Below are 17,413 nucleotides of genomic sequence, written 5' to 3'. Positions count from 1 at the left end.
TTCTATAATGAGAAACCTCAACAACGTTCATCTGAATGGCTTGCGCGCCCTGGAGGCCGTCGGGCGGCTCGGTTCGCTGCAGGCGGCGGCCGACGAGCTCGGCGTGACGGTCGGCGCGGTCAGTCAGCAGATCATCAAGGCCGAGGCGCAGCTCGGTCGGCCGTTGTTCGAGCGAACGCCCAAGGGCATGGCCGTCACGGAGGCGGGGGGTGCGATCCTGGCGAGGCTCGGCGAAGGCTTTCAAGCGCTTTCGGCGGCCATCGCGCTTGCGCAGCACAAGGATGAAAACATCCTCACTATCTCGGTCGCGCCGGTTTTCGCCGCCCGCTGGCTGGTGTACCGGCTCGATCGCTTCGCCAATCGCCACCCGGATATCCGCCTGCGCATCGATGCCACCACGCGCCTGATCAATCCGGCGACGTCCGATGTCGATATCGGCATTCGGGTCGGCAGCGGTCAGTGGCCCGGCGTCAAGTCCGAGCTGCTGCTGGCGCAGGAGGTGTTTCCGGTCGTCACCCCGCGGATTGCCGCCACCCTGCGGGAGCCCGCCGATCTCCTGAAGGTTCCGGCCGTCATCGATGGCCATGCGATGTTCAGCTGGGAGGTTTGGCTGCGCAAGGCCGGGCTTTCAGGCCATTGCATGGAAGAACGGCACATCTTCAACGATGCATCGCTTTGCCTGGATGCTGCGATGGCAGGGCAGGGCGTCATGCTTGCCTGGCAGACGCTGGCGGCCTATGCGCTTGAGCAGAAATGCCTTGTCGATCCCTTCGGTATCCGAGCAACGACCGGCTTCGGCCATTACTTCGTCACTGCCGAGGGCGTGCGCGAGCCAAAGAAAGTGACCGCCTTCAAGGCCTGGATACGCGAGGAAATGGAAGAGAGCATCCGCCTCTTCCAATAGAGCATGCGCTTCAGGCGCTCGTCAGACCGGCTCTTTACTGCGGGTTGCCTGCATGGCCTTGTAGGCGTCGCGCGACTGGCAGCGACCGATCCAGGCTTTCACCTTGGGATGGCTGTCGAAGAGTTCCTGCTCCGTCTGTGCGTAGCGCAACACCTCGGCGAGGTTGAGATCGGCAACGGTAAAGCGGCCGCCGATGAGATAATCCTGATTCTGCAAATGCTTTTCGAGGACATCCAGCGGCCTCTTCAGCGAGCGGCAGGCAACCGCGATACCCGCTTTACCCTGCTCGCTGTTTTCCTGCGCATTGTCATAGATACGCACGAGCGCGACGCTATAGGGCTCGACCTCGGTTGCGGCCCACATGGTCCACATCGCCATCAGCCCTTCTTCCTCGACCGTCTTGCCGGCGAGCGGGCCGCCATATTTGCGCGCGAGGTAGAGATTGATGGCAAGCGACTCGTGCATGGCGAGATCGCCGTCCTTGATGCAGGGGATCATGCCCATCGGATTGACGGCCAGAAACTCCGGCGACATCGTGTTGACCGGCGCGTCGGCGGCGAGCGGATTGGCAAGCCGGCTGCCCTGAATCACGGGTATGGATTTGAACTCGATGCCGAGTTCGTTTGCCATCCAGTAGTTGCGCGAGGCGCGCGAGCGATAGACGCCGTAGATCGTCAGCATATGGGTCTCCCAGATTCGAGTCTGGCGCGACATTATGGGGCGGGCCGGAGGAGTAAAAGGGCCTGGCGCTGATATCTCCAATGAAAGCTCGTGATGGATGACAGGCATCGAACCACGAGCGTGGATGATGGGCACGTCGCAAGCACGAAAATATCGGCAGCCCCTCGAATTTTTTGCAAAACATGCTGCCGATGCCCAGCCTTCGTTCGGAAATTAGCCATGGCGCATGTTAGGGTTTAACCTCGGTTTTCATCGAATGCGGTAGGAGGCATTCGGCGGAAACACATGTGCGCAATTGGTCACTGCGATCTCGGGAGGAGAGCAGATGCTTGCAACCAGTGTATCGCTAGACGACAAATATACCGCAGAGGAAGGCCGGGTCTTCATGACCGGCCTGCAGACGCTGGTGAGGCTGCCGATGACACAGATGCGGCGCGACCGCGCCGTTGGCCTCAACACGGCGGCGTTCATTTCCGGTTATCGCGGTTCGCCGCTCGGTGGCTACGATCAGCAGCTTCTGAAAGCCAAGACTTACCTTGACGCGCACGACATCACCTTCCAGCCAGGGATCAACGAGGATCTTGCCGCGACGGCGGTCTGGGGCTCGCAGCAGGTCGGCCTTTCGCCCGGCGCTCGCAAGGATGGCGTGCTCGGCATCTGGTATGGCAAAGGTCCCGGCGTCGACCGCTCCGGCGACGTATTGAAGCACGGCAACGCGGCCGGAACGTCCAGACATGGCGGCGTCCTTTGTATCGCCGGCGACGACCATGCCGCCAAATCCTCCTCCATCCCGCATCAGACCGACCATGATTTCATGTCGGCGCTCATCCCGGTCATCTATCCCTCGTCCATCCATGAATTCCTCGAATACGGCCTGCTTGGCATCGCCATGTCGCGCTATTCGGGCTGCTGGGTCGGCATGAAATTCATTGCCGATACCGTCGAGACGACCGCGACGGTGGATCTTTCCGGCGAAAAACGGCAATTCGTCTTGCCGACCGATTTCGAATTGCCGCCCGGCGGCCTCAATTTGCGCTGGCCCGATCCGCCGCTGGTTCAGGACGACCGCCTGCAGACCTACAAGGCCTATGCGGCCATCGCCTTTGCCCGGGCCAACCGAGTCGACGAAGTCACGCATGATGTGCCCAATGCCCGCTTCGGCATCATCTCGTCAGGCAAGGCCTACGAGGATGTGCTGCAGGCGCTGCGCGAACTAGAGATCGGCCCGAAGGAAATGGCTGCGATCGGTCTGCGCATTCTGAAGGTGCGCATGCCCTGGCCGCTGGAGCCGGAAGCCGTCCGGCACTTTTCCGAAGGGCTGGACGAGGTTCTTGTCGTCGAGGAGCGGCGCGAGATCATCGAAAACCAGATCAAGCAACAGCTTTTCAACTGGCGTGCGGATGTTCGGCCGCGCATCGTCGGCAAGTTCGACGAACATGACAAGCCCTATCTCAGCCTCTCGGCGGCCTTGACCGTCGGCGCAGTCGCAAGAGCGATTGCCGGACGTATCCTCAAGCTCGATCTCGACCGTGGCCTGCATGACCGCATCGCCGCCAAGCTCGCTTATCTGGCCGAGCGCGGCCAGATCAGCCGCGGCCATGTCGCGCCGCTGAACCGCACGCCGTTCTTCTGTTCTGGCTGTCCGCACAATACGTCGACGCGCGTGCCCGAAGGCAGCCGCGCCATCGCCGGTATCGGCTGTCATTATATGGTCACCTGGATGGACCGAAACACCGAAACCTTCACCCAGATGGGCGGCGAAGGCGTGCCGTGGACGGCGATCGCCCGCTACACCGACGAAAAGCACATGTTCGTCAATCTCGGCGACGGCACCTATTTTCACTCCGGCATTCTCGCCATCCGCCAGTCCGTCGCCTCAAAGGTCAACGTCACCTACAAGCTGCTTTACAACGATGCCGTCGCCATGACCGGCGGCCAGCAGATCGACGGCTATCTGACGCCGCAACTGGTGACGAAGCAGTTGCACGATGAAGGCGTCAAGCCGATCTACCTGCTGTCGGACAATCCGGATGCCTATCGCGCCTCCGAGCTGGCTCCCGGCGTCAAGGTGCTGCATCGCGACCATATCGATCAGGTGATGTTGACGCTGCGCGACACCGAGGGCTGTTCGGCGATCGTCTATGTCCAGACCTGCGCGGCGGAGAAGCGCCGTCGTCGCAGCCGTGGCTTGATGGAAGATCCGGCCAAGCGCGTCTTCATCAACAAGGCCGTTTGCGAAGGCTGCGGCGATTGCTCGGTGCAATCCAATTGCATCTCGATTGAGCCGCTCGAGACGGAATTCGGCCGCAAGCGCCAGATCAACCAGTCGAGCTGCAACAAGGATTTCTCCTGCGTCAAGGGCTTCTGCCCGTCCTTCGTGACGGTTCACGGCGGCAAGCGCCGCAAGCGGAAGGCAATGGAGCACGCCGATGTCGATGTGCCAATGCCCGAAATCCCCGTCATCGGCGAAAGGCCCTGGAACATAGCGATTGCCGGCGTCGGTGGCACCGGCATCCTGACGATCGGCGCCATTCTCGGAATGGCCGCGCATCTCGACGGCAAGGTGCCGATGATCCTCGACATGGCCGGCCTTGCCCAGAAGGGTGGCGCGGTCATGAGCCATCTGCGCATCGGTCACAATGAGGCTGATGTCACCTCCTCGCGCATCGTCAATGGCGGCGCCGATCTGCTGCTTGCGGCGGATGACGTGGTGGGCGCCTCCAAGGATGCGATCACGCTCTGCTCGCCGGTGCGGACGACCGCCATCGTCAATACCGGCCTGATGCCGGTCGCCGATTTCGTCCGCAACCGCGACTTCGATTTCAAGACAAGTTCGATCCAGCACACGATCGCCAAGACCGTTAGCGACAAGTCCGTCTTCCTCGATTTCGGCCATGTTGCGACCGAGGTGACGGGCGATGCCATCTCGACGAATATCCTGCTGACCGGTTTTGCCTGGCAGCGCGGTTTGCTGCCCCTGTCGCTGGAGGCGATCGAAAAGGCGATCGAGCTCAACGGCGTCGCCGTCAAGTCGAGCCTCTCGGCCTTCCATTGGGGTCGGCTTCTGGCGCATGATCCGCAGGCCGTCCAGGCGATGATGGCCGAGCCGGAAGATGGCAAGACGCTGGCTGACATGAGCCTCGATCAACTCATCAATCATCGCAAGGCGCATCTGACCGCATATCAGAATGCGGCGCTTGCCGAGCGCTATGCCGCTTTCGTCGCCCATGCCAACGCGCTGGCGGCACGGGAACGTCTGTCTGACAAGGTGCCCTTTGCGGTCGCCGCCACTTATGCGCGGGTTCTGGCCTACAAGGATGAGTACGAGGTCGCCCGTCTTCTGACCGCCCCTGCTTTCGAGGCACAGTTGCGCGAGGAGATGGAAGGCGATTTCAAGCTGGCCTTCAATCTCGCCCCGCCGATCCTCGGCGGGAAAGATCCGAACGGTCGGCCGAAGAAGCGCGAATTCGGCGCCTGGATCTTGCCGGTGCTGCGCGTCCTTGCGCCGATGAAGCGGCTGCGCGGGACCGCCTTCGATCCCTTCGGCTATATGGCGGAGCGGCGACTGGAACGCCGTGTGATCGCCGATTACGAAGGGATTGCCGGGCGTGTTCTGACCGGCCTGCGCCACGACAACGAGGCCGAGGCACTTGCCATCCTCTCGTTGTTTGATGAGATAAGAGGCTTCGGCCCGGTGAAGGAGGCCGCCGTCCGGACGATCATGGCGAAGATTTCGGATAGGCTGAAGGTCTATGAGACGCCGCAGGCAAAGCAGCAAGCGCCCGCCGACGCCGCATGACGATCATGGCTGAAGCTTGAAGCGGGCTTAAAGAAATATAGGTTCACAAGGAACGGTTGTTCGCGGACAGCGGGAGGAGAGGCTGGATGTTTGCAGGAGGATTGAACTTCGCGCTGGGTGAGGACATCGACGCGCTGCGTGAGCAGGTGCGCCGCTTTGCCGCCAACCGCATCGCGCCATTTGCCGACGAGATCGACCGCAACAACAATTTCCCGATGCATCTTTGGCGGGAGATGGGCGAGCTCGGCGTACTCGGCATCACCGTCGCCGAAGACTTCGGCGGCGCTGGTCTCGGCTATCTCGCCCACACGGTCGCCATGGAAGAGATCAGCCGTGCTTCGGCCTCGGTTGGCCTCAGCTATGGCGCCCATTCCAATCTTTGCGTCAACCAGATCCACCGCAACGGCACCACGGCGCAGAAGGAGCGCTATCTGCCGAAGCTGATCTCGGGCGAGCATGTGGGGGCGCTGGCCATGTCCGAACCCGGCGCCGGTTCCGATGTTGTCTCCATGAAGCTTCATGCTGAAAAGCGCGGCCATCACTATGTGCTGAACGGCAGCAAGATGTGGATCACCAACGGTCCCGACGCCGATGTACTTGTCGTCTATGCCAAGACCTCGCCGGATGCCGGCCCGCGCGGGATCACCGCCTTCCTCGTCGAAAAGGGCTTCAAGGGATTTTCGGTCGGCCAGAAGCTCGACAAGCTCGGCATGCGTGGCTCGAACACCTCGGAACTGATCTTCATGGATTGCGAGGTGCCAGAGGAAAATGTGCTGGGGCACGTCGATGGCGGTGTGCGCGTGCTGATGTCGGGCCTCGACTATGAGCGCGTCGTACTGTCGGGCGGTCCCGTCGGCATCATGGCCGCCTGCATGGATGTGGTGTTGCCTTACATGCATGAGCGCAAGCAGTTCGGCCAGTCCATCGGCGAGTTCCAGCTGATGCAGGGCAAGCTGGCCGATATGTATGTGACGATGAATGCGTCGCGCGCCTATGTCTATGCGGTGGCGGCGGCCTGCGATCGCGGCGAGACGACCCGCAAGGATGCGGCCGGCTGCATTCTCTATTCCGCCGAGAAGGCGACGGCGCTGGCGCTCGAATGCATCCAGGCGCTCGGCGGCAATGGCTACACCAATGATTATCCGGCCGGACGGCTGCTGCGCGACGCCAAGCTCTATGAGATCGGCGCCGGCACCTCCGAAATCCGGCGTATGCTGATCGGCCGCGAGCTGTTCGGCGAGACGGCCTGATTTCGTATTCCATTTTACTCGACCGGTGAGGCCGCATGACCGTTCTGAAATCAGAGATATCGACGCATAGCGATCGCTTCCGCGACAACCGCGCCGCCATGCTGGAAGCGATCGGTGTCGCCGAGGCGGCCGCGGCGCAGGTGGCGGAAGGCGGCGGCGCCCAGGCGCGCGAGCGTCATGTCAGCCGTGGCAAGATGCTGCCGCGCGATCGCGTCGCGGGCCTGATCGATCCCGCCACGCCCTTTCTGGAAATCGGGACGACAGCTGCTCATGGTCTCTATGGCGGAGATGCCCCCGGAGCCGGCCTGATCGCCGGCATCGGCCGCGTTTCGGGCCGCGATTGCATGATCGTCTGCAATGACGCCACGGTCAAAGGCGGCACCTACTATCCGATCACGGTGAAGAAACATCTTCGTGCGCAGGAGATCGCGGCGGAAAACAACCTCCCCTGCATCTATCTCGTCGATTCCGGCGGCGCCAACCTGCCGAACCAGGATGAGGTGTTTCCGGACCGCGATCACTTCGGCCGCATCTTCTACAACCAGGCCAATATGTCGGCGGCGGGCATCCCGCAGATCGCCGTGGTCATGGGCTCCTGCACGGCAGGCGGCGCTTATGTGCCGGCCATGTCGGACGAAACCATCATCGTCGAGAAACAGGGAACGATTTTTCTCGCCGGCCCGCCGCTCGTCAAGGCGGCGACTGGGGAGGTGGTCTCGGCCGAAGATCTCGGCGGCGGCGACGTCCATACGCGGCTTTCCGGCGTTGCCGATCATCTGGCGCGCGACGATGCCCATGCGCTTGCGCTTGCCCGGCGGGCGGTTGCCAACCTCAATCGCCGCAAGCCGGAAGGCGTCGAGCTTCGCACGCCGGAGGCGCCCCTCTACGACCCCGAGGAGATCCTCGGCATCGTCTCTTCCGACCTGCGTACGCCCTACGATGTGCGCGAGGTCATCGCTCGCATGGTGGATGGTTCCCGCCTCGATGAGTTCAAGGCGCGCTACGGCACCACGCTGCTCTGCGGCTTCGCTCATATCCACGGCATTCCCGTCGGCATCATCGCCAACAACGGCGTTCTTTTCTCGGAGTCGGCGCTCAAGGGGGCGCATTTCGTCGAGCTTTGCTCGCAACGGAAGATCCCGCTGGTCTTCCTGCAGAACATCACCGGCTTCATGGTCGGCCGCAAATACGAAACCGAGGGCATCGCCAAGAACGGCGCCAAGCTGGTGACGGCTGTGGCCACCACCAAGGTTCCGAAGGTCACCATGCTCATCGGCGGCTCCTTCGGTGCCGGCAATTACGGCATGGCCGGTCGTGCCTATTCGCCGCGTTTCCTCTGGACCTGGCCCAACAGCCGCATCTCCGTCATGGGCGGGGAGCAGGCGGCCGGCGTGCTCGCCACCGTGCGCGGCGAAGCGCTGGCGCGTGCTGGCAAGCCCTGGACGACAGAGGAAGAGGCGGCCTTCAAGGCGCCGACGCTCAAGATGTTCGAAACCCAGAGCCACCCGCTCTATGCCTCGGCCCGTCTCTGGGACGATGGTATTATCGACCCGCGCAAGAGCCGCGACGTGCTGGCTCTGTCGCTTTCCGCCGCGCTCAACGCGCCGATCGAAGACACGCGCTTCGGTCTTTTCAGGATGTGAGGAGATGGAAATGAAACGCGAAAACATCAACGCAAAGAACGCACCGCAGCCCCGCGGCGGTTATGCGCAGGCCGTAAAGCTCGAGAATTTCGAGCGACTGCTATTTGTCAGCGGCCAGGTTCCGCTGACGTCGGACGATGTGCTGCCCGAGGGGTTCAAGGCGCAGGCTCGCCAGGCCTGGCTCAATGTCGACGCACAGTTGAAGGCTGCCGGCATGAGCAAGGCCGATATCGTCAAGGTGACGGTCTTTCTTGCCGACCGGCACCACACGATGGAGAACCGCGAGATCCGCGCCGAATATCTCGGCGCGCTCACGCCGGCCATGACTGTCGTGATCGCGGGTATTTTCGACACCGCCTGGCTGCTCGAAGTCGAAGTCATTGCCGCGCAATAGGGTCTGCCGATGTTTTCGAAGATACTGATCGCCAATCGCGGCGAAATCGCCTGCCGGGTCATCCACACCGCACGGCGCTTGGGCATCCGCACGGTCGCCGTCTATTCCGACGCCGATCGGGATGCGCTGCACGTGGCGCTGGCCGACGAGGCCGTTCATATCGGCCCGGCGGCGGCAAGCGAGAGCTATCTTTCGAAGCAAAAGATCATTGCGGCGGCTCAGCGCACCCAAGCGGAAGCCATCCATCCCGGCTACGGCTTCCTCTCGGAAAACGCGGACTTTGCCGAAGCCGTCGAGACAGCGGGCCTCATCTTCATCGGCCCGTCTCCGGCCTCGATACGGGCCATGGGGCTGAAGGATGCGGCCAAGGCGCTGATGGAGCGGGCGGGCGTGCCTGTCGTGCCCGGCTATCACGGTGATCGTCAGGAGCCCGGTTTTCTTGCCGAACAGGCCGATGGCATCGGCTTTCCCGTCCTCATCAAGGCGCGCGCCGGCGGCGGCGGCAAGGGTATGCGCCGCGTCGACCGGCCGGAGGATTTCGCCGCCTCGCTGGAAGCGGCAAAGCGCGAAGCGAAATCGGCTTTCGGCGACGACGCCGTGCTGATCGAAAAATATCTGGTGAAGCCCCGCCACATCGAGATCCAGGTCTTCGGCGACAGTCATGGCAATGCCGTGCACCTCTTCGAGCGCGATTGCTCGCTGCAGCGCCGGCACCAGAAGGTGATCGAGGAAGCGCCGGCGCCTGGTATGACGGAGGAGATGCGCAGTGCCATGGGCGAAGCGGCCGTTTGCGCCGCCCGCGCCATCGATTATTGCGGCGCCGGCACGGTCGAATTCATCGCCGATGTCTCGGGCGGCCTGTCGCCGGATCGCTTCTTCTTCATGGAAATGAACACACGCCTGCAGGTCGAGCACCCCGTGACCGAGGCGATCGCCGGCGTGGATCTGGTGGAATGGCAATTGCGCGTCGCGAGTGGCGAACCGCTACCGAAATCCCAGGACGAACTCACCATAAACGGCTGGGCCTTCGAAGCCCGCATTTATGCGGAGGACCCCTCGCGCGGCTTCCTGCCGGCAACCGGCACGCTCTCGCGCTTACACTTTCCCGAAGGTGAGGTCCGCATAGACGCAGGCGTGCGCGAGGGCGATAGCATCACCCCGCATTACGATCCCTTGATCGCCAAGCTGACGGTGCATGCGCCGGATCGCGCCGCTGCTCTTGCCAAACTCACGCGCGGTCTGGAGCAGACACAGGTCGCCGGAACGACGACCAATCTCGATTTCCTCATCCGTCTCAGCCGCCAGCCGGACTTCGCCGCCGGCCATCCGGACACGGGACTGATCGACCGGGAGGTGGAAGCGCTGACATCGGTTCAGCAGCCCGACGATGCGGCGCTTGCGATCGCTGCCATTGTCGAGGCGGGCGGACTTGCTCGAGCCGATGTCAGCGACCCCTGGCTCTCCCTCGGTGCCTGGCAGCTCTGGGGTGAGCCAAGCCGTCCCGTCACGCTGCATTTTGCCGGCGATCAGAGGAGTTGCCGCGTTACCGTCAGGGATCATTCATCTTTCGGCGTCGCTTTCGATGATCGCACCATTCAAGTCCGGCTGTTCGCCAACGACGGTGGCGCCAGACGCGTCGAAATCGATGGCCGGCAGTCCCGGGTTGATGTCTTCGAGACGCCAGCGGGCATGACGCTGTTCCTCGATGGGCAAACCCACCATTTCTATCGCCTCGACCCGCTCGATGGCGGCGAGGAGGCAGCCAGCGGTGGCGACCGCGTGATCGCGCCGATGCCGGGCCTCGTCAAGATCGTGCGGGTGCGTGAGGGCGATACGGTGGCGAAGGGGCAGGCGCTGATCGTCATGGAAGCGATGAAAATGGAGCTGACGCTGACGGCGCCGCGCGACGGCATCGTCGAAAGCCTGCATGTCGGCGAGGGCGATCAGACCAGTGAGAGCGCCGTGCTTCTGTCGCTTCGTCCAGAGGATGCGGCATGACCGACAAGCCCTCCAACCACGTCACCATCGTCGAAATGGCGCCGCGCGACGGGCTGCAAAACGAGAAGCAGCAGGTCGATACCGCGCGCAAGATCGAGCTGGTCGATCTGCTCTCCGATTGCGGCTTCGAGCGCATCGAGGTCACGAGTTTCGTCAGCCCGAAATGGGTGCCGCAGCTTGGTGATGCCGCCGCCGTCATGGCCGGTATAGAGCGGCGCTCCGGCGTCCGCTACGCGGCACTGGCGCCCAACATGCAGGGTTTCGAAGCGGCACTTGCGGCCGGCGCCGCCGAGGTGGCGATCTTTGCCTCGGCGTCCGAAACTTTCTCGCAGCGCAACATCAATTGCTCCATCGCCGAGAGCATCGAGCGTTTCCGGCCGGTTGCCGCCGCCAGTCGCGATCGCGGGGTTCCCCTGCGCGGCTATGTCAGCTGCGTCGTTGAGTGCCCCTATGAGGGCGCGGTCCCGCCGCAAAATGTTGTCAGCGTTGCCTGGCAGCTCCGGGCGCTCGGCTGCTATGAGATCAGCCTCGGCGACACGATCGGCAGGGGAGTGCCCGAGGCCGTCGACCGGATGCTCGCCGCAGTTCTGGGCGAACTGCCCGCCATGGCTCTTGCCGGTCATTTTCACGACACGTCCGGCCGCGCGCTTGAGAATATCGGCGTCGCCCTGGAGCGCGGTCTGAGGGTGTTCGATGCGGCAGCCGGTGGTCTCGGCGGTTGTCCCTTCGCGCCCGGCGCCAAAGGAAATGTCGATACCGTTTCGGTCGACGACTATTTGACCGCGAATGGCTACGAAACCGGCCTCGACAAGGACAAACTTGCCTATGCCGCCGCCTTTGCCCGCAGCCTGAGGAGTGCCTCATGATCTCGCAAACGATCCGTATCGCCACCGATGAACGCGGTGTTGCCCATCTCACGCTGGCGCGCCCGGAGAAGCACAATGCCCTGTCGGCGGAAATGATCGATGACTTGACGGCGGCAACGGAGGATCTTGCCCATGACAGGTCAGTCCGGATCGTCGTGTTGACGGGCGAGGGGGCCAGCTTCTGCGCTGGTGGCGATCTCGGCTGGATGCGCGCCCAGTTCGACGCCACGCGCGCCGGACGCATGGCTGAGGCGCGCAGGCTTGCCATGCTGTTCAAGGCGCTGAACGAATTGCCGAAGCCGCTGATCGCTCGCGTCCAGGGCAATGCCTTCGGCGGCGGTATCGGCATCCTGAGCGTCTGCGATATGGTGATATCGGCATCGACGGCTCGTTTCGGCCTGACGGAAGTGCGCCTCGGCATCATTCCCGCAACGATCAGCCCTTATGTCGTCGCCAGGATCGGCGAGGCGAATGCCCGCCCACTTTTCCTTTCCGGCAAGATCATCGATGCCTGGCAGGCACATGCCGCGGGTCTTCTGTCGCGGGTCGTGGCGGAAGAGGCGCTGGATGAAGCCGTGGAAACCGAAGTCCGGCATTTCCTGGCAGCCTCTCCGCAGGCGGCTGCTCGTGCCAAGGCCCTGGCGCGCTCCGTCGGTAGGCCGATAACCGATAGCATGATCGATCATGTCGTCGAGCAATTGGCGGATGCCTGGGAGACCGAGGAGGCGAGGGAGGGCATTACCGCTTTCTTCGAAAAGCGGCAACCAAGCTGGCGATCGGTTTAAGGCGCATGCCGTTATCGCAAAACCGTTGCACACTTTTGCGCGGCATGCGTTAAGCCGATCTGTTGTTTTCGATGGTCAGCTGTGGGAATTGCGAGCTTCCCTTGGTGAGATCGCCGGATGCCGGCTTGTCCCAGCGAAAGCCCATGATCGCGGCTTGTTGCATCTCCTGGAAGAGATTGCCCGCAATCACGGCCGAGCCGGCGCCGTCGGCGACCGAGACCACGCAGCCGATGCCGGCCTGCCTGACGATATTGCCTGTTGCGACGACGTTGCGGAGATATTGCCCCCAGCCGAGCCGCATGCCCCAGAGCGGTGCATTCTCGATGACATTGTCTGAAACCAGTGTATCGGCTTCCGCCGAGATGCCGATACCGAAGCCGCCATCCTGCTCGTAAGGTGCCGTCAGCGACAGGTTGCGGATGACATTGCCTGTCACCGAGGCGAGCCTGCCGCCCTTGTCGAAATTGGTGACCGCAATGCCGTTCGCGGCTCCATCGACCAGATTATCGTTGATCGTAGCGCCGACGAACTCGAATTCGCAATAGATGGCCGTTTCGCCGGAACGCAGGCATTGATTGTTTGATATTTGCACATTCGATGCCGAGTTGGCGCGGATGGCGGTGAAAGCGCAGTCAGCAATCTGGTTGCCCGAAACAGTAACGCCATCGGCGCGGAAAACATTGATGCCGTTGCCGTTCTGGCCGGTGCCGCCGCCATTGGCGCGGATGCGGGCAATGCGGTTGTTGATGACGCTGCTGCCATCCTCGGCCTTGTCCCAGCGATGGATGAGAATGCCGCCATTGCCGCAATCCTCGACGCGATTGCCGGTGACCGCCAATCCCGTTGACTGCACGGAATAGATGCCGGCTTCTGCAGCGCCGGAGATGCGGCTGCGTTCGATCCGGCCGCCGCAGCGCTCCAGCTGCAGCGCGTGCTTGCGGCTGCCCGTAACTTCGCAATTGTCGATCAGCACTTCGTCGACGCCGGCGAATTGCAGGAGGCCGCCGGCATAGTCGGCGAGCCAGCGGTTGCCGCCGTCAAGCACGAGGCCGGAAAGCTCGATGCGTTTGGCCTTATCAGCATTCATCAGATGGCCGTCGCCGCTATAGACGAGCCGCGAAGCGCCGGGAACCCCGGTGATGCGGGTATTATCGGGGAGCGTCAGGTTGGAGATGTTGTATGTGCCCGGCGGCAGGAAGAGCGGCATGTTGGTGCGCGCCGCATTGTCGATCATCGTCTGCAGCTTGCCGCTCTTGAAATCGCTGGCTCCCGGCGTCGTCTTCAGCGCGATGGCATCGATCGGCCCGCGCAGCTCGGCGCCCGTCATCTTGGCAAGCGGCGCGGCGAAAACGCGGGGCGCAAGCAGACTGGCCGCTGCCGAGGCGGCGAGGGAAGCGATGAAGGCGCGGCGTTGGATCATTGCGAACTCCGTGGATGACATCCATCAAGCAGAAATCGTGCCAGGCCCATCTGTGCCGCATTGATACAAGACGCGTCAGTCCGCACGCTGAACGCAAGGTTTAAGAGCCGTGCTCTTCGCATTTCCTTCACCAATCCGGCACAGGCAATGAACCGCATCCGATCCATTCACGCTAGGGGCGACTCACCGCGCATGTTACCCCATGCCACATGCGCATCGCGGCCTTTCAACGTCTGGCACTTTTCGACGCCGTCGAGCAGACGGCGGAGATTTTGGCGCGCGATTTGGCCTGGGCCGAGGCACAGGGCATCGATCTCGCCCTCTTTCCCGAATGCTATCTGCAGGGACATAGCTACAATGAAGCTATCGCGAGACGCCGCGCGCTTTCTCTGGACGATCCGTATCTGAGCGCCCTTGTCACCCGCTTTGCGACGGGCAGAACGACCGCCATAGTCGGTCTTTTCGAGAAGAGGGGCGATGCGCTCTACAACAGCAGCATCGTTGCGAAGGGCGGCCGGGTTATCGGGGTCTATGCCAAGGCTCATCCGCTCGAAAGCGGCTGCATGCCCGGAAGGGATTTTCCTGTCTGGGATGAGAGCCATTGGCGCTTCGGCATCAATATCTGCGCCGATCTCAGATATCCCTATACCGCACGCCGCCTGGCCGAAAAGGGAGCGGGTCTCATCTGCAATCCCATCAACCTGATGCTCCGGCCTCACAAGGCGGAAAGGTGGCACAAGCCTGGGATTTCGGGCCTGCAGACCTGCGCCAGGCATACGGGCTGCTGGGTCATGGCGTCAGACGTGGTCGGTAGTAACGCGGATGGTTGGGTCAGCTATGGCAGCAGTGCGATCGTCGATCCGAATGGTGTCGTCGTGGCAAAGGCGAAGCCTTATTGCGAGGATGTTCTCGTCTTCGATCTACCCGATCGGCAACCCGAACGCAGTTTCGATCGAAAAGCGGCTTATGTCGCTACCTAATCGTGCAAATCGCGCTATCCTCTTCACTCATGAGACCGGAACAACTGCTTTATCCCGCGCCTGAAGGATTGTTCTGCCCGATCGGCGGCTTCTATATCGACCCGGTGCAACCGGTCGAGCGCGCGCTCGTCACGCATGGTCATTCGGACCATGCTCGCTCTGGCCATGCTCATGTGCTCGCCACGCGCCAGACGCTCGATATCATGCGCATTCGCTACGGTGATAATTTTGCCGGGTCGGAGCAGGCGGCTGCTTTCGGCGAGGAAATAGCGATCAACGGAGTGAAGGTGAGCTTCCATCCGGCCGGCCATGTGCTTGGCTCGGCGCAGATCGCCGTGGAGAAGGATGGGCTGCGTATCGTCGTTTCCGGCGATTACAAGCGCCGGCCGGACCCGACCTGTGAAGCCTATGTACCGGTTCCCTGCGATGTCTTCATCACCGAGGCTACCTTCGGTCTGCCGGTCTTCCACCATCCCGATCCCATGGCCGAGACGCGCAAGCTGCTGGCCTCACTTCGCCAGTTCCCCGAGCGAACGCATCTGGTCGGCGCTTATGCGCTCGGCAAGGCGCAGCGTGTCATTCGTCTTTTGCGCGACGTCGGCTACGACAAGCCGATCTATATCCATGGCGCGCTGGAAACGCTTTGCGATTATTATGTCAGCCAGGGCATTGCGCTCGGCGAACTCAGGCCGGCCACCATCGAAAGCCGCGATCAGTCGATCTTCCACGGCGCCGTCGTCGTCGGCCCGCCCTCCGCCTTCCAGGATCGCTGGGCGCGGCGCTTTCACGATCCGCTGCCGGCCTTCGCCTCCGGCTGGATGATGGTGCGCCAGCGCGCCAAGCAGCTCGGCGTCGAGCTGCCGCTGGTCATATCGGACCATTGCGATTGGCCGGAGCTGACCGAGACGATCTCCGATCTGAAGCCGAGCGAGGTCTGGGTCACGCATGGACGCGAGGAGGCGCTGGTGCGCTGGTGCGAGTCACAGGGCATCGCCGCCAAGCCGCTGCATCTCATCGGCTACGAAGACGAGGGCGATTGATGAAAGCGTTTGCGGACCTTCTCGACCGCCTGGTGCTGACGCCGAGCCGCAACGGCAAGCTGAAGCTGCTGACCGACTATTTTCGCGATACGCCCGATCCCGACCGTGGCTATGGTCTGGCCGCCATCGCCGGCACGCTCGAGGTGCGCAACGTCAAGCCCGCCATGCTGCGCGAACTCGTTCTTGAGCGCATGGACGAGGTGCTGTTCCGCTATTCCTACGACTATGTCGGCGATCTCGCCGAGACGATCTCGCTTGTCTGGGACAAGGAGAGCGACATCGAACGTCCCGCCGGCGAGCAACCGAGGCTTGGCGAAGTCGTGCGCAGCATGAATGCGCTCGGGCGGACCGAGGTGCGCAGCTTCGTCCGTGATCTCCTTGACCGACTGGATACGTCGGGCCGTTTCGCCTTCCTGAAGCTTGCGACCGGCGCGATGCGCATCGGCGTTTCGGCGCGTCTTGCCAAGCAGGCGCTGGCGGAGCTCAGCGGCAAGGACGTGACTGAAATCGAAACGCTGTGGCATGGCCTGCAGCCGCCCTATGAAAGCCTGTTCCGCTGGCTGGAAGGCAAAGGCGAGCGGCCGATACTCGCGACGCCGGCGATCTTCCATTCCGTCATGCTCGCCAATCCGGTCGAGCCAGGCGATCTCGACGGGCTTGACCCCAGCGATTTTGCCGCCGAGTGGAAATGGGACGGCATTCGCGTCCAGCTTTCGCGCTCGGGCGCCACGAGCAAGCTCTACTCCCGCTCGGGCGACGATATTTCAGGCGCCTTTCCGGATATTGTCGATGCGATGAGCTTCGAGGGCGTCATGGATGGGGAATTGCTGGTCGGCGGCACCGTTCGCTCCAATAGCTCGACGCGCAGCTTTTCCGATCTGCAGCAGCGTCTCAATCGCAAGACCGTCACCTCGAAGATGCTGGATGAATTCCCGGCTTTCATCCGCGCCTATGATCTTCTCTTCGATGGCGCGGAGGATGTCCGCGCCCGCGGCTTCCTCGATCGGCGCGCGCGACTGACCGAAATCGTCGACGCCGCGCCGCACGACCGTTTCGATCTCTCGCCGCTTGTCGATTTCACCTCCTGGGAAGAACTTGACCGGTTGCGCTCCTCGCCGCCCGATCCGGTGATCGAAGGGGTGATGATCAAGCGCAGGGATAGCGCCTATCTCGCCGGTCGCGCCAAGGGTCCATGGTTCAAGTGGAAGCGCGACCCGTATAACGTCGATGCCGTGCTGATGTATGCGCAGCGCGGCCACGGCAAGCGATCCAGCTACTATTCCGACTTCACCTTCGGCGTCTGGGCGACGACGCCGGAGGGCGAACAACTAGTGCCTGTCGGCAAGGCCTATTTCGGCTTCACCGATGCCGAGCTGGAGGTGCTCGACAAGTTCGTGCGCAACAATACGGTCGATCGTTTCGGCCCCGTGCGGGCCGTGCGCGCCGACCGCGATTTCGGCTTCGTGCTCGAAGTGGCCTTCGAAGGCATCAACCGTTCCACCCGCCATAAGTCGGGCGTTGCCATGCGTTTTCCGCGCATTGCACGTCTGCGACCGGACAAGCCGCCCTACGAAGCCGATAGGCTGGAAACTTTGATCGCGATGATTGACGCCAAGGCTCCGACTGTCGATGAATAGGGCGAGGCGATTCCTC

The 17,413-nt window shown here is 62.6% G+C and carries 13 protein-coding genes; 11 read left to right on the top strand and 2 right to left on the bottom strand.

The genetic code is table 11. The features are described 5' to 3' along the window. Window positions 1–7: 7 nt before the first annotated feature. The gene (locus BJ928_RS02620; protein ID WP_047627568.1) at window positions 8–904 is read left to right on the top strand and encodes a LysR substrate-binding domain-containing protein; all 897 of its coding nucleotides are present in this window, start codon (window positions 8–10) and stop codon (window positions 902–904) included. Between the two features lie 21 nt (window positions 905–925). Here BJ928_RS02620 and BJ928_RS02615 read toward each other — a convergent pair whose 3' ends face one another. Next, window positions 926–1,585 carry a glutathione S-transferase family protein gene (locus BJ928_RS02615; protein WP_047627566.1) on the bottom strand — a complete coding sequence of 220 codons (660 nt, stop codon included), beginning with the start codon at window positions 1,583–1,585 and terminating at the stop codon, window positions 926–928. A 307-nt stretch (window positions 1,586–1,892) separates the two neighbouring features. Here BJ928_RS02615 and BJ928_RS02610 point away from each other — a divergent pair, with 307 nt between their 5' ends. The 7 genes from BJ928_RS02610 to BJ928_RS02580 all read left to right on the top strand — a co-directional run bounded on the left by BJ928_RS02610 (window position 1,893) and on the right by BJ928_RS02580 (window position 12,320). After that, entirely contained in the window at window positions 1,893–5,384 is a 3,492-nt protein-coding gene (locus BJ928_RS02610; protein WP_281024115.1) for an indolepyruvate ferredoxin oxidoreductase family protein, read from the top strand. Window positions 5,385–5,470: 86 nt separating this feature from the next. Further along, entirely contained in the window at window positions 5,471–6,634 is a 1,164-nt protein-coding gene (locus tag BJ928_RS02605) for an isovaleryl-CoA dehydrogenase (RefSeq protein WP_047627562.1), read from the top strand. Window positions 6,635–6,669: 35 nt separating this feature from the next. Next, entirely contained in the window at window positions 6,670–8,277 is a 1,608-nt protein-coding gene (locus BJ928_RS02600) for a carboxyl transferase domain-containing protein (protein ID WP_047627560.1), read from the top strand. A gap of 10 nt (window positions 8,278–8,287) precedes the next feature. After that, window positions 8,288–8,671 (top strand): RidA family protein, encoded by a 384-nt coding sequence (locus BJ928_RS02595; protein ID WP_047627558.1) that lies wholly within the window; start codon window positions 8,288–8,290, stop codon window positions 8,669–8,671. 9 nt (window positions 8,672–8,680) lie between these two features. Beyond that, window positions 8,681–10,669 (top strand): acetyl/propionyl/methylcrotonyl-CoA carboxylase subunit alpha, encoded by a 1,989-nt coding sequence (locus BJ928_RS02590; protein ID WP_047627557.1) that lies wholly within the window; start codon window positions 8,681–8,683, stop codon window positions 10,667–10,669. Then, window positions 10,666–11,535, top strand: a complete 870-nt coding sequence (locus tag BJ928_RS02585) for a hydroxymethylglutaryl-CoA lyase (RefSeq protein WP_047627556.1) — start codon at window positions 10,666–10,668, stop codon at window positions 11,533–11,535. Before BJ928_RS02590 ends, BJ928_RS02585 begins: the two co-directional genes overlap by 4 nt. Next, window positions 11,532–12,320, top strand: coding sequence for a crotonase/enoyl-CoA hydratase family protein (locus BJ928_RS02580; RefSeq protein ID WP_047627554.1), 789 nt, complete (start codon window positions 11,532–11,534; stop codon window positions 12,318–12,320). The genes BJ928_RS02585 and BJ928_RS02580 overlap by 4 nt, the downstream gene beginning before the upstream one ends. A gap of 49 nt (window positions 12,321–12,369) precedes the next feature. Here the strand turns inward: BJ928_RS02580 and BJ928_RS02575 are convergent, their stop codons facing one another. Next, window positions 12,370–13,740: a TIGR03808 family TAT-translocated repetitive protein gene (locus tag BJ928_RS02575; protein WP_047627553.1), complete on the bottom strand. Its 1,371-nt coding sequence runs from the start codon at window positions 13,738–13,740 to the stop codon at window positions 12,370–12,372. A gap of 209 nt (window positions 13,741–13,949) precedes the next feature. Between BJ928_RS02575 and BJ928_RS02570 the strand changes: the two genes are divergently transcribed. Genes BJ928_RS02570 through BJ928_RS02560 form a run of 3 tightly spaced genes read left to right on the top strand, consistent with a single transcriptional unit; the run spans window position 13,950 to window position 17,397 of the window. Next, on the top strand, window positions 13,950–14,720 hold the full coding sequence (locus BJ928_RS02570; RefSeq protein ID WP_047627551.1) for a carbon-nitrogen hydrolase family protein: 771 nt from the start codon (window positions 13,950–13,952) through the stop codon (window positions 14,718–14,720). A 29-nt stretch (window positions 14,721–14,749) separates the two neighbouring features. Next, a complete protein-coding gene (locus BJ928_RS02565) occupies window positions 14,750–15,760 on the top strand; it encodes a ligase-associated DNA damage response exonuclease (RefSeq protein ID WP_047627549.1) in 1,011 nt (336 codons plus the stop codon). Then, a complete protein-coding gene (locus BJ928_RS02560; RefSeq protein ID WP_047627547.1) occupies window positions 15,760–17,397 on the top strand; it encodes a cisplatin damage response ATP-dependent DNA ligase in 1,638 nt (545 codons plus the stop codon). Before BJ928_RS02565 ends, BJ928_RS02560 begins: the two co-directional genes overlap by 1 nt. The last annotated feature ends 16 nt before the right edge of the window (window positions 17,398–17,413 follow it).

It is taken from the genome of Rhizobium sp. WW_1, assembly GCF_003610155.1.
Classification (GTDB): domain Bacteria; phylum Pseudomonadota; class Alphaproteobacteria; order Rhizobiales; family Rhizobiaceae; genus Rhizobium; species Rhizobium tropici_A.
Note: the sequence above shows the minus strand (reverse complement) of the source record. Positions and strands in the feature narration are given on the sequence as shown.

Excerpts from the sequence above, each read along its gene's own strand:
- BJ928_RS02565 (WP_047627549.1), top strand. The coding sequence starts at position 14,750 with ATGAGACCGGAACAACTGCTTTATCCCGCGCCTGAAGGATTGTTCTGC.
- BJ928_RS02620 (WP_047627568.1), top strand. The coding sequence starts at position 8 with ATGAGAAACCTCAACAACGTTCATCTGAATGGCTTGCGCGCCCTGGAG.
- BJ928_RS02605 (WP_047627562.1), top strand. The coding sequence starts at position 5,471 with ATGTTTGCAGGAGGATTGAACTTCGCGCTGGGTGAGGACATCGACGCG.
- BJ928_RS02560 (WP_047627547.1), top strand. The coding sequence starts at position 15,760 with ATGAAAGCGTTTGCGGACCTTCTCGACCGCCTGGTGCTGACGCCGAGC.
- BJ928_RS02585 (WP_047627556.1), top strand. The coding sequence starts at position 10,666 with ATGACCGACAAGCCCTCCAACCACGTCACCATCGTCGAAATGGCGCCG.
- BJ928_RS02615 (WP_047627566.1), bottom strand. The coding sequence starts at position 1,585 with ATGCTGACGATCTACGGCGTCTATCGCTCGCGCGCCTCGCGCAACTAC.
- BJ928_RS02590 (WP_047627557.1), top strand. The coding sequence starts at position 8,681 with ATGTTTTCGAAGATACTGATCGCCAATCGCGGCGAAATCGCCTGCCGG.
- BJ928_RS02575 (WP_047627553.1), bottom strand. The coding sequence starts at position 13,740 with ATGATCCAACGCCGCGCCTTCATCGCTTCCCTCGCCGCCTCGGCAGCG.
- BJ928_RS02600 (WP_047627560.1), top strand. The coding sequence starts at position 6,670 with ATGACCGTTCTGAAATCAGAGATATCGACGCATAGCGATCGCTTCCGC.
- BJ928_RS02580 (WP_047627554.1), top strand. The coding sequence starts at position 11,532 with ATGATCTCGCAAACGATCCGTATCGCCACCGATGAACGCGGTGTTGCC.
- BJ928_RS02595 (WP_047627558.1), top strand. The coding sequence starts at position 8,288 with ATGAAACGCGAAAACATCAACGCAAAGAACGCACCGCAGCCCCGCGGC.
- BJ928_RS02570 (WP_047627551.1), top strand. The coding sequence starts at position 13,950 with ATGCGCATCGCGGCCTTTCAACGTCTGGCACTTTTCGACGCCGTCGAG.